The organism is Gordonia sp. AC31 (assembly GCF_031844505.1).
In the GTDB taxonomy this organism is placed as follows: domain Bacteria; phylum Actinomycetota; class Actinomycetes; order Mycobacteriales; family Mycobacteriaceae; genus Gordonia; species Gordonia hongkongensis.
Window position 1 is genome coordinate 216,570 of record NZ_JAUZVK010000003.1, and the last position, 12,180, is coordinate 228,749.

Consider the following 12,180-nt stretch of genomic DNA (forward strand, 5'->3'; position numbering starts at 1 on the left):
ACCAGCGCCGGAGGTCAACGCCGCCGAAAGGCTCCGATCAGCGCGGCCGCGACTGCGCCCAGTCCGACGGCGGCCGCGAGGGCGCCGGGCCGGGGCGCCGGGCTCACCTCGACCGTCGGCGAGATCTGGACCGGCCGGTGCAGTTCCGCGTCCGACTCTTCCACCACCTGGTACTTGCTGTTGATGGGGTCGGTCGCGCACCACGCGGTGGCATACAGCACGATCCGCGACGCGAGGTACGCGAAGACGAACACACCGAAGATCGGACCGAACGCCACCCCGGCCGGCGAGCCCAGGACCGATTGGAGATACAGCCCGCCAAGGGATTTCATCAGCTCGAACGCGATCGCGATGACCAGTCCGGCCTTCATGGCGTGCGTCATGGGCAGCGGCACCAGCGGTAGCCGCGCCAGCACGAAGGTGAAGAGCAGCCAGCTGGCGAACACCGACACGACGATGGCGACGGCCCGCACCACGACCGGGGCCCATGACGCGTCGTCGAGGCCCACCCAGGAGAGCATCGTGGTGGTGAGCCCGCTGTTGCCCAGCGTCGTCAGCGCCATCGTCACGGCGAAGGCCATGCCCAGCAATGCGAACGTGAGGAGATCCCACACCTTCGACAGCACGGGGTTGCGGTCGACGCGACCCCCGTACATCTCGGTGAAGGCCACCCGGACGCCGGAGATCCACCCGATCCCGGTGAAGGCGGCACCGATCAGACCGACGATCCCGACCGCGGCGCGGGAGGAGATCGCCGAATCGATGACCTCACTGAGCTGCTCGCCCATCTTGCCGGGCGCGGCGTCGACAACCGCCTGTTGCAGGTCCTCGAGCAGCTGTGGCTGATTCGCCAACACGAACGCGGCGACCGAGAACACCACCATGATGATCGGGACGAGCGCGAGGATGCCGTTGAAGCTGATGGCCGCCGCATACACGTTTCCGCGCCGGTCGTTGTAGCGTTCGACGGTCTGCACCAGGTGCTCGACGGCGGGCCACTTCTCCCGCGCCGCGGCGAAGGCCGACTTGCCCTTGTCGACGGTCGTCATCCCTTTGTCCACCGCCGATTTCGCCGTGTCCACCGGTGATCTCGCCGAGTCGCGCGCGGAGGTCATGGATCGCCTTCCTGGTCGGATCGCGGGACGGCGTCCTGCGGATGCGGTCTCACCGGCCAGGCGCCAGGAACCCCACCTTGTCATAGACCGACGCCAGCGTCTCGGAGGCGATGGCACGCGCGCGGGCCGCGCCCCGAGCCAGGATGGCGTCGAGTTCGGCCGGGTCGGACAGGTACTCCTCGACCCGCCCGCGCAGCGGGGTGACGAACTCGGTCAGCACGTCCGCGGTGTCGACCTTCAGGTCGCCGTATCCCTTGCCCTCGTATTTGGCGACCAGATCGTCGACGCCGACACCGGACAGGGCCGACTGGATGGTCAGCAGGTTGGAGACACCAGGCTTCTCGACGACATCGAACCAGATCTCCGAACCGGTATCGGTGACAGCCGACCGGATCTTCTTCGCCGAACGTTTCGGATCGTCGAGCAGATTGATCAGACCCTTGTCGGTCTCGGCGGATTTGCTCATCTTGGCCGTCGGGTTCTGCAGGTCGTAGATCTTGGCGAACTCGGCGACGATGTGCGCTTGGGGCACCTTCAGCACCTTGCCGAACCGGGAGTTGAATCGCTGGGCGAGATCGCGGGTGAGTTCGAGATGCTGCCGTTGGTCCTCCCCGACCGGAACCCGATCGACCTGAAAGGCGAGGATGTCCGCGGCCATCAGGATGGGGTAGGTGAACAGGCCGACGCCCGCCGCGTCGACGCCCTGCTTGGCCGACTTGTCCTTGAACTGGGTCATCCGGCTGGCCTCGCCGAAACCGGTGATGCACGACAGGACCCACGTCAGTTGGGCGATCTCGGGGATGTGGGACTGCACATAGATCGTCGACCGCTCGGGGTCCACACCGACGGCGAGCAATTGCGCGACGCTCAGGCGGGTGCGTTCGGCGAGGACCTTGGGGTCGAACGGCACCGTGAGTGCGTGCATGTCCGGGATGAAGTAGAACGCCTCGAAGTCGTCCTGCAAGGCCACCCACTGCCGGACCGCACCGAGATAGTTCCCGAGGTGGAAGGAGTCACTCGTCGGCTGGATACCGGACAGCACACGCGGACGGGTCGGCATTGATTCGGCCGCGGGCTCTCTGTTGCGCTCTACGTCGCTGGTCATGACGCCCAGTTTGTCAGACCCGGTCACTCGTACCGCACGGTGACCGGAGCGTGGTCGGACCAGCGGAGGTCGTAGGCCGCCGCACGTTCCACCTCGGCCTTGGTCGCCCGGCCGGCCAGCATCTTGTTGGTGACCTGATAGTCGATTCGCCATCCGGAATCGTTGTCGAAGGCCTTACCGCGCCACGACCACCACGAGTAGGGCCCGGCGTCGTCGGGGAAGAGTTCGCGCATGACGTCGCGCCACCCGGCGGCGAGCAGGTCGGCCACCCAGGCCCGTTCGTGCGGTAGGAAGCCGGGGCTCTTGAGGTTGCCCTTCCAGTTCTTGATGTCGGCTTCGGCGGGCGCGATGTTCCAGTCGCCACCTACGACGACGTGGCGGCGTCGACGGACCAACCGATCCAGGTACGCGCCGAACTCGCGCATGAAACGGACCTTCTCGTCGTGCTTGGCGATGTCCTTTTCGGCGTCGGAGAGCGCGGCACCCTTGGGCAGGTACAGGCTTCCCGCGGTCAGCGGCCCCAGGTCGGTGTCGACGTCGACTTCGAGATAGCGGCCGAGGTCGTCGAACTCCGCGCTCCCGAATCCGACGCGCACCGCCGACGGCGCGCTACGTGTCAGCACACCGACGCCCGCGTGGCCCTTCACCGAGGACTCGCTCATCGTCAGATGCCATCCGGTGTCGAGCACCGGCGCCAGCGCGTCGCGGGCGAGTTCCTCGCTCGCGCGGACCTCCTGCAGCAGGACCACATCCGGTCCAGATGTGTCGAGCCAGGGCAGCAGGCCGTGGTTGGCCTCCGACCGATGTTTGACCGCTGCGCGGATTCCGTTGACGTTCACCGTGGAGATCGTGAGTGGCACGGGGCCACATCCTACGGCGGCTGTCCGACAGCCCATTGGCCGTGATCGCGCCACTCGAACGACGTCAATAAAAGGTAAGGCAACCCTTGTGCGGACACCCTAAGATATGTAAGCATTGCCTAATCCAGGCACGAAGGTGAGTTTCCGAGATGTTCGTTTGCATATGCCGCGCCGTCACCGTGGACGAGGTCCATGCGCACTGCGATGCGGGCGCGTACACGGTCGACGCGATCAGCGACCGCTGCGGCGCGGGCGAAGGCTGCGGGACCTGCCTGGACGAACTGCACACCATCCTGAGCGAAAGGGCGTCAACCGCGACGACCGCTGCATGACCTGACCTCCGACCCGACGAACCTCGCGCGAGACGACGCGCGGGGGGTTTTGTCGTGTTACGGTTCGACCGGACACACACGGGAAATGGGAGGCGGACAGATGCGTGGCGACCCCGAGGTCATCGACCTCCTCAACGAACAGCTCACGAGTGAGCTGACCGCGATCAACCAGTACTTCCTGCACGCGAAGATGCAGCAGAGCTGGGGTCTCACCGAGATCGCCGCGAAGACACGGGTCGAGTCGATCGAGGAGATGACTCACGCCGAGGTCCTGACCGATCGCATCCTGTTCCTCGACGCCCTGCCCAACTATCAGCGCCTGCTGCCGCTGCGTATTGGGCAGTCGATCCGGGAGCAGTTCGAGTCGGACATGTCGATCGAGGTCGAGGTGGTGGAACGACTCCGCCCCGGAATTGCGATGTGCCGGTCCAAGGGCGATATCACCAGCGCCAACCTCTTGGAGCAGATCCTCGCCGACGAAGAGGAACACATCGACTATCTCGAGACGCAACTCGAGCTGATCAACAAGCTCGGCGAGCAGCTCTACCTGTCGAAGACGATCGCCACACCGCCCACGAACGGCTGATCTCACCGACTCGACGACACGAGGGCCGACCGGACTTATCCGGTCGGCCCTCGTCGTTGGTAGGACGGCCGCGCTCGTTCAGGACCCGACGGGCTGGTGCCGCGCCTGGCGCCGCGCGGTCGCGAGGGCCACGACGGTGACCGCGATACCCGCCACCGCGAGCATCACCCCGACCACCGACGGCGCCAGGTATCCGTAGCCGGCACTGACCACCACGCCACCGAGCAGCGCTCCGGCCGCGTTGGCGATGTTGAGCGCGGAATGGTTCAGGGCCGCGGCCAGGGTCTGTGCATCGGCCGCCACATCCATCAGCCTGGTCTGCAGCGCGGGTAGCATCATCGATCCCGTGAGCGCCACGAGGTAGGTGAGGATCAATGCTGCCCAAGCATTCTCGGCCAGCATCGCAAAAGCGCCGAGGGAGAGTGCGGTGGCGGTGAGTCCGCCGAGGATCGCCACCGCCACGCTGCGGTCGGCGACATAACCGCCGACGAAGTTGCCGGTCACCATTCCCAGTCCGTACAGCATCAGGGCGAACGGCACGACCGACACCGACAGCCGGGTGTCGGTGGTCAGCGCGGAGTTGAGATACGTGTAGAACGCGAACATCCCACCGAACCCGACGGTTCCGATGACCAGTGTGAACCAGACCTGGGACCGCTTGAGTGCACCGAGCTCGGTGAGCGGGTCGGTGGTCTTCATCCCGGTGAGCGTGGGAAGCACCCGGATCAGCGCGACGACGGTGGCGATTCCGATCACGACCACGATCGCGAACGCGGACCGCCAGCCGAACGTCTCGCCGAGCCAGGCGGCCGCCGGTACGCCGAGGACGTTCGCGACGGACAGACCGAGCATCACCTGTCCCACGGCCTTGCCACGGTTGCGCGGGCCGGCCAGATGAGCGGCGACCAGAGCCGCGACACCGAAGTAGGCGCCGTGCGGGAGGCCGGCGACGAATCTCGCCACCAGGAGCAGACCGTAATCCGGCGCGAGGACGGTCGCGAGGTTGCCGACCGTGAACGCCACCATCAAGCCGATCAGAAGCGTCCGACGGGACATCCGCGCGGTGAGCGCCGCGATCAGCGGCGCACCCACCACCACACCCATCGCGTAGGCCGAGATGACATGTCCGGCAGTCGGTTCCGAGACACCGAGCGATCCGGCGATGTTGGGCAGGAGGCCCATGGCGACGAACTCGGTCGTCCCGATCCCGAATCCACCCAGCGCAAGGGCGAGGATCGTCCACCGACGCACCCGGCGGGACACCTCGGCCGATTCGGCCCGCGCGGGGCTGCGGAGTTCCCCGGCGGTGGACGGACCCGTCAGTGAGGGGTCGGCCGGGGCTTCGGTCGTCGAGAGAGCATCAGGCACGGTTGATGCCAACCCGCGCCCGTCAGCGCTGATTCCTCAGCCGGTGGTGAGTTCATTCACACGCGCAGTGTCCTGAGCATCGCGCGGGGTGTCAGTCGCCGGCTTCGGAGCCCCCATCGCTGTCGGGCTCGGACAGGTCTGGGGAAGACCCGTCCGGGTCCGAAGCCGTGTCGGACGAGCCAGCCCTCTCGCCGTCCTCTCCCCCGTGACCGTCGGTTCCAGACGTCTCGACATCGCTTCCCGAGGGATCGGTGACGGCCGGCGAGTCGTCGTCTCGAGGCGGGGCAGGCGCGGGGTCCGCGTCGGGCGTATCGGTCTCGGCATCGTCGCCCGTGTCGGCACCCGAGGACGTGTCGGTCGTGTCGCCCACCGGGGGCTGCTCGGCCGGTGACGGGTCGGTGGCATCCGGTTCGGCAGCCCGGGCCGCCGACGGCTCGGGCGAGGGGCCGGACCCGCCCACTTCGTCAGCGCGGACCGGCCCCACGGACTCGTCGGGTACGGCCGCCAGTCGCGCGAACGTGGACGATCGCAGGTGCGACGTGTCCGCCGCGAGAATCGTGACGGCGCCGCCCTCCGACGCCACCGGCCCGATGAGCGCGCCCGCCCAGTATCGGACGAAGTTGACCGGCAGCAGGACGATGCTGCGCACGCTGGCAGCCAGGGCGCTGACACCGCGCACGAACCGAGCCGGTGTCGCGGTGACGATGCCCTGCAGGATGTCCTCGAAGACGAAGATGTCGGGTAGGTATGCGCCGTACCCGAGACGTGGGAGTGGCGGCAGCAAGCCCTGCACCAGCCGGACCACCGGCTGCAGATTCGCCAGTTCGATGCCGAACGGAAGCCCGATGGTCGGTCGATCGGACAAGAAATCGCCGATGGCGCCCTGGTAGCCGAGGTTGCGAGCCCAGCCCTGGACGAGTTCGGCGAGTGCGGAGTCCGCAGCGACCATACAGACGCCGTCCGCACATTCGACCGGACGTTTCGCCCACGTGTATCCCGGCTGCAGCGGGTTGCCCGACATCTCCTCTGGATACAGGAAATGCTTGACCTGGTAGCCGAGGATGCCGTCGATGGCGCCGATCGGGTCGTAGACGGGATCGGGCAGGTCGCAGATCGGGTCGCCCTCGATGCACACCGACACGACCCGGTCGCTGACCGTCCCGAAGCCGGCGTCCGTACTGTCGGCACCACGCGACCCCGACATGGTCAGACCCGGGATGATCCCGATCAGCGACAACTCGATACCTCGCCCGGTCTTGTCACCGGCCTGCCGCGGATCCGAATACAGCTCGCCCGACACCCCGACGTCGGAGATCACGACGTCGTCGCTGGGATCGTCGGGCGTGTTCGCGACATCGAACTTCCGGCCGTTGCCGATACCGGCGAGCACGTCTCCAGCGATGCGCGCCCCTTGCGAATAGCCCGTCACCACCACCGGCGCCTCGGACCCGCACGCTTCTCGATACGACGAGATCGCGGACGCCGTCGATGCGATCCCCTGTTCGGTACTGCGGTCGTACCCCGTCGCTCCGAGCGGCCATATGGTCGCCGGGTAGGGCGCGTTGATCACCTCATAGCCCTGCTCGCGGTAACGCTCCTTGACGCCCTCGAGCAATAGCGACTCAGCGTCGACGGTCCCCCCGACCACCACGACGGCACCGCTGCACGAGGGCCCGCCGGCTGTCGCCGCCGCCACCCCGGTGAAGCCGAATGCGGCGAGGGTCGACAACGTCGACATCGAGGCGGCCAACAGAGCGACGCGTCGGGTCCGGAGATGAGCCATCACGGCCATGAGCGCTCCTGTGCGAACCCGGACCACCTGAGCGGAGCATTCCGGTGCAGCCGGGGCTGTCCCGAACTCTAGATCCGCGATCGCGGAACCGACAGCACGCTGAGCGTCGCTAACTACCTTGACCAGTGGTTTCGTATCTGACCACACCCGATTTCACTCGGTCGGAGGACAGCCACCGGCACCCTTCCGGTGCACTTCTCAAGGGTTGGGCGCGGCGTGACCGGGACGGTTCTCGGGCGCTCACATCCGTGTTATATCCTTGTCGCCAGGTCATGAGTATCAGTGCGAAGCCCCGGCTGGCTGATCGGCAACCCTCCTTCCGCGGTGGGGTGCTCCGGGTGATGACCGGGTTGCGGGATCGCAGTGGCGATCCCCGGCAAGCGCGGGTCCGAAGGTCGGACCCCAACAGGGTCGAGTTGGCCCTGCCGACCGTAGAAAGTGATGAATCGCCATGTCTGATGTCCCTGACGGCACCCTCGACAGCAACGATCCCAGCGAGAACTGGAGCTTCGAGACGAAGCAGATCCACGTCGGGCAGTCCGCGGACGCGGTGACCAACGCCCGTGCGCTGCCGATCTACCAGACGACGTCGTATGTCTTCAACGACACCCAGCACGCGGCCAATCTCTTCGGGCTCGCCGAACCGGGCAACATCTACACACGCATCATGAATCCCACGCAGGATGCCGTCGAGCAGCGGATCGCCGCGCTCGAAGGCGGCGTCGCCGCGCTGCTCGTCGCGTCGGGCCAGGCCGCCGAGACCTACGCGATCCTCAACGCCGTCGAGACCGGCGGGCACGTGGTGTCCAGCCCCCGCCTCTACGGCGGCACGTACAACCTCTTCCACTACACACTGCCCAAACTCGGGGTCGAGGTGAGCTTCGTCGAGGACCCCGAGGACCCGGCGTCGTGGCAGGCCGCCGTCAAGGACAACACCCGCGCGTTCTTCGGTGAGTCGATCTCCAACCCCAACAACGAGATCCTCGACATCTCGGGGATCGCGGAGGTCGCGCACCGCAACGGCGTACCCCTCATCATCGACAACACCGTCGCCACCCCCTACCTGATCAGCCCGCTGGCCCACGGCGCCGACATCGTCGTGCACTCGGCGACGAAGTACATCGGCGGTCACGGCACCGCGATCGGCGGCGTCATCGTCGACGGCGGCACGTTCGACTGGCGGGTCCAGCGCGACGGGAAGGATCTGTTCCCCGGTTTCACCACGCCGGACCCGAGCTACCACGGTGCCGTCTTCGCCGACCTGGGCGCGCCCGCGTTCGCACTCAAGGCACGTGTGCAGTGGTTGCGCGACACCGGCGCGGCGATCTCCCCGTTCAACGCGTTCCTTCTGGCACAGGGCCTGGAGACGCTGAGTCTGCGCATCGAGCGCCACGTCGCCAACGCGCAGAAGGTCGCCGCCTTCCTCGAGGCACACCCGCAGGTCGAGTCCGTGGCTTACGCGGGTCTCGAGTCCTCGCCCTGGTACAAGCGCGGTCAGGAATTGGCCCCGAAGGGTCAGGGTGCGATCATCGCCTTCGAGATCCAGGGCGGAGTGGACGCCGGCAAGAAGTTCGTGGACGCGCTCAGCCTGCACAGCCACGTCGCCAACATCGGCGATGTGCGGTCGCTGGTCATCCACCCCGCCTCGACCACCCACAGCCAGCTCACCCCCGAGGAGCAGCTCGCCGCGGGCGTGGCCCCGGGACTGGTCCGGCTCGCCGTGGGCATCGAGGGAATCGACGACATCTTGGCCGACCTCGAACAGGGATTCGCGGCGGCCAAGTGAAACAGGTGAGGCAGCTTTGTCGGTGAGTATCGACCTGAATGCGACAGCATCTGATCAGCCCGACTGGGAGACCCTCCCGGACGGGGAACTCGTCGGCATCCCCATCGGCTCGTTGCCTCTCGACAGCGGAGCACGGATCGACGACGTCACCCTGGCGTTCCAGCGCTGGGGGACGTTGTCACCGTCCCGCGACAACGTCATCCTCACGCTCCACGCATTGACCGGCGACTCGCACGTCACCGGACCCGCCGACGCCGACCACGACTCGGCCGGATGGTGGGACGGGCTGATCGGCCCGGGACAGGCCATCGACACCGACGAATGGTGCGTCATCTCCGCCAACGTCCTGGGCGGATGCAAGGGCTCGACGGGTCCGGGCTCCATCGCACCCGACGGTCGGCCCTGGGGCTCACGCTTCCCGCAGATCACCGTGCTCGACCAGGTCCGTGCCGAGGTGGCACTGCTGGACCGCCTCGGAATCCGCAGCGTCGGTGCGGTTCTCGGCGGTTCGATGGGCGGCGCCCGCGCGCTCGAGTGGGCCATCGAGTACCCCGACCGCGTCCGCAGCGCCCTCGTGCTCGCCGTCGGCGCCCGCGCGACCGCGGATCAGATCGGTATCCAGTCCGCACAGATCGCCGCGATCAAGGCCGACCCGGACTGGTGCGGCGGCGACTACCACGGCACCGGCCGCATTCCGTTGCAGGGCATGGGGATCGCGCGCCGGATCGCCCATCTCATGTACCGCAGCGAACCGGAGCTCGACTCCCGCTTCGGCAACGACGCCCAGGGCGACGAGAATCCCCTGACCGGCGGGCGCTACGCCGTGCAAAGCTATCTCGACCACCAGGCGTCGAAGCTGATGTCCCGCTTCGACCCGGCCAGCTACGTCGTCCTCACCGAGGTCCTCAACCACCACGACGTCGGCCGTGGTCGCGGCGGAGTCGCCAAGGCGCTCAACAATTGCCGCGTTCCGGTGATCGTCGGGGGGATCGACTCCGATCGTCTCTACCCGATCCGGCTACAGGTCGAACTCGCCGACGAGCTGGGCAACTGCGTCGGCGGACTTCAGGTCGTCAACTCCGAGACCGGCCACGACGGATTCCTGACCGAGTTCGATGCCATCAGCGATCTACTCAAGCGCACGGTCGAACTCGCGCGTCGCGACGCCTGACGGACCTGTCGGCGGCGTCTCGTCAGCGCGGCGCCGGGACCGACGGGACCGGGCTGCCGGACCGAGGTACCGGAGTCACCGGTGAGCGCGACTCCCCGTCAACGGATTTCGCGGGCTCGGGTACACCCGGAATCTGAGTCGACCCGGTCGCGCGGGTACTGCTCGGGCGCGGCGGGGCGCTGGGCGCGGAGCGCAACGTCGACGTCGAGTACGTGGGCGGCGGCGGAGTGGGCGCCGCACTCGGCGGGCGCAGACCCGGAGGGAGCAGGTCCGGCGGGATCGTCGGTGTCGAACCGGGCGGGAAGGTCAGGTCCGGCCACGGGAACGGCGAGAGGGTGCGGGTGCTGGTACTTGTCGAGGGCCGCGTCGGCGGCAACTCCGTGGTCGCCCATGCCGGCGGGTCGTTCCAGCCGGTCTCGGGCGCTTGCCGTTGCGTCGGAACGGGAGTGACAACTGTGGGCTCGACGGGTTCGGCCGGGATTCGGGTGATCGGCTGGGAGGTGGGCCGCGGGGTGGACGGCGGCTCCTCCTCGCTGGTCGCCGCCGCGGGGGGCACACTGCTCACCGACGGCTGCGGCTCGACGGCCGGACGGTCGGCGAACGACGAGCTCACCGCGTAGATCGTCATCAGCGTGGCCGCGATGACCGCCCCGGCGACCGCAATCGGGGTCGCCGAAAGCCACTCGCGCTGCGGCTTGCCCCCGATGAACGCCAGACGCGCTGCGCCCGAATAACTCTGGAGGGCCAGCAAGGCTGCGCCGGTGGCCACGACCAGCTCCGGCGCCGTCGGGTTCACGACCTCGAGCTCATGCTCTGACGCGATCGCGCGCACCGCGGGGAGGTTGGCGAGTCCGCCGATGAACACCACCGCGTCCGGTCTGACGCCGCGTGACCTGACGGCCGCGACATAGCGGGCGAACACCTCTTTCGCATCACCGATCATCGGCGCGATCGCCTGCTCGACCTGGGTCGCGGACAGCGCCACACGACCGGTGTTCGCCGAGACCGCGACGACCGACTCGGCGGCCGCGACGCCGCCGTAGGCGATCTCTTCTTTCGCGGTCCGGCACGCGCTGCGCAACTCGCTGCGCTCCGCCCGCGTCCGCGTGGCGTCGCTCAGGACGGGATTGTCGGCGGTCAGCTGGTCGACGATGGACCGGTCGAGACGGCGACCGCTCAGGACGGTCGAGTGCTCGGCGTCGCCGATGCGACCCTCGCGGGGATCGACGGTGTAGAGCGACATGCCGGTGTCGCCGCAGTCGACGACGACGGCCGACGAGAAACGGTCGATCTCGCCGGTGTCGGTCAGGTAGGCCAGCACGGCCTCGTCCTCGCCGGCGAGACGGACCTGACGCCGGGGTCCGCTGCCCCGTGAACGCAACTGCCGACGCTGGCTCCCCGTGCGTGCGGCGACCCCGATCGGGCCCACTCGCGTCCCGGTCTCGCGGGCGGCGGTGAGCATCACGTCGATCCCGGCGTTGACCCGGCCGGCGGAGTCGAGGCCGTCGGTGGGATCCACGTCGATGACGCGGGAATCGACCACACTGCGACCGAGATCGTCACGCGTCAAGAGGACGTAGTGGATCATGCCAGCCCCTGCTGACACGCCCATGGACGTCACTTCATTCACGGTGCCGTCGGTTGGTGATGCGGTGATACAAACTCCAGCGGTCGGTGTGTCTGCGCAGAGCAGCGGAAAATTGCCTGGTTGAGCGCATGACTGGTCCGCCAGGTCACGCTCAGGTCTCTATTGTAATCAATCCGTGCCCAAAGAGTCGATCGACGCCGCCAGCCACAGCATCACGCCGCCGACCGTGGCCATCGCCGTCACGTCGAACGATTTGCCCCTGACCTGCAACAGGCCTGCCTGCGACGAGGGGATGAAGGCACGGAGTACGGCTCCGACGAGCAGAGCCGCCCCGAAGACGAAGGACCCACGCCGCCAGCGATCGAACATCACGAGCAGCGCGGCGGCCAGCACACCCAACATCACCAGCAGGTACGGGAGCTGGACGAGCACCGCCCGCAACCGGGAGGAGTCGGCGGCACGACGCCCCCGGTGTCC

General features: G+C 67.7%; 11 protein-coding genes and 1 riboswitch. Of the genes, 4 read left to right on the forward strand and 7 right to left on the reverse strand.

The annotated features are described in order from the left end of the window. Positions 1-14: 14 nt before the first annotated feature. From Q9R39_RS05360 to Q9R39_RS05370, 3 genes are read right to left on the reverse strand one after another with little or no spacing between them, the layout of a single operon-like run. Complete coding sequence (locus Q9R39_RS05360; RefSeq protein ID WP_311277177.1) at positions 15-1,115, reverse strand: YhjD/YihY/BrkB family envelope integrity protein; 1,101 nt, start codon at positions 1,113-1,115, stop codon at positions 15-17. A gap of 49 nt (positions 1,116-1,164) precedes the next feature. Beyond that, positions 1,165-2,220 carry a tryptophan--tRNA ligase gene (gene trpS, locus Q9R39_RS05365; protein ID WP_311277178.1) on the reverse strand — a complete coding sequence of 352 codons (1,056 nt, stop codon included), beginning with the start codon at positions 2,218-2,220 and terminating at the stop codon, positions 1,165-1,167. Between the two features lie 23 nt (positions 2,221-2,243). Continuing rightward, positions 2,244-3,080, reverse strand: a complete 837-nt coding sequence (locus Q9R39_RS05370) for an exodeoxyribonuclease III (protein WP_311277179.1) — start codon at positions 3,078-3,080, stop codon at positions 2,244-2,246. 149 nt (positions 3,081-3,229) lie between these two features. Here Q9R39_RS05370 and Q9R39_RS05375 point away from each other — a divergent pair, with 149 nt between their 5' ends. Both Q9R39_RS05375 and bfr read left to right on the forward strand, forming a co-directional pair. After that, entirely contained in the window at positions 3,230-3,412 is a 183-nt protein-coding gene (locus Q9R39_RS05375; RefSeq protein WP_058250667.1) for a bacterioferritin-associated ferredoxin, read from the forward strand. A 100-nt stretch (positions 3,413-3,512) separates the two neighbouring features. Then, the gene (bfr, locus tag Q9R39_RS05380) at positions 3,513-3,998 is read left to right on the forward strand and encodes a bacterioferritin (RefSeq protein ID WP_311277180.1); all 486 of its coding nucleotides are present in this window, start codon (positions 3,513-3,515) and stop codon (positions 3,996-3,998) included. Between the two features lie 78 nt (positions 3,999-4,076). Here the strand turns inward: bfr and Q9R39_RS05385 are convergent, their stop codons facing one another. Both Q9R39_RS05385 and Q9R39_RS05390 read right to left on the reverse strand, forming a co-directional pair. Next, positions 4,077-5,366: an MFS transporter gene (locus tag Q9R39_RS05385; protein WP_311277181.1), complete on the reverse strand. Its 1,290-nt coding sequence runs from the start codon at positions 5,364-5,366 to the stop codon at positions 4,077-4,079. 91 nt (positions 5,367-5,457) lie between these two features. After that, entirely contained in the window at positions 5,458-7,158 is a 1,701-nt protein-coding gene (locus tag Q9R39_RS05390; RefSeq protein WP_311277182.1) for a cutinase family protein, read from the reverse strand. A 268-nt stretch (positions 7,159-7,426) separates the two neighbouring features. Further along, positions 7,427-7,547: riboswitch (SAM riboswitch) on the forward strand. A gap of 62 nt (positions 7,548-7,609) precedes the next feature. Here Q9R39_RS05390 and Q9R39_RS05395 point away from each other — a divergent pair. Then, the gene (locus tag Q9R39_RS05395; protein ID WP_065630708.1) at positions 7,610-8,944 is read left to right on the forward strand and encodes a bifunctional o-acetylhomoserine/o-acetylserine sulfhydrylase; all 1,335 of its coding nucleotides are present in this window, start codon (positions 7,610-7,612) and stop codon (positions 8,942-8,944) included. A gap of 16 nt (positions 8,945-8,960) precedes the next feature. After that, positions 8,961-10,115, forward strand: a complete 1,155-nt coding sequence (locus tag Q9R39_RS05400) for a homoserine O-acetyltransferase (RefSeq protein WP_058250670.1) — start codon at positions 8,961-8,963, stop codon at positions 10,113-10,115. Between the two features lie 22 nt (positions 10,116-10,137). Here the strand turns inward: Q9R39_RS05400 and Q9R39_RS05405 are convergent, their stop codons facing one another. Both Q9R39_RS05405 and Q9R39_RS05410 read right to left on the reverse strand, forming a co-directional pair. Beyond that, positions 10,138-11,703 (reverse strand): Hsp70 family protein, encoded by a 1,566-nt coding sequence (locus Q9R39_RS05405; RefSeq protein ID WP_311277183.1) that lies wholly within the window; start codon positions 11,701-11,703, stop codon positions 10,138-10,140. 168 nt (positions 11,704-11,871) lie between these two features. Beyond that, on the reverse strand, positions 11,872-12,144 hold the full coding sequence (locus Q9R39_RS05410; protein ID WP_068971771.1) for a DUF3017 domain-containing protein: 273 nt from the start codon (positions 12,142-12,144) through the stop codon (positions 11,872-11,874). Between the last annotated feature and the right edge of the window lie 36 nt (positions 12,145-12,180).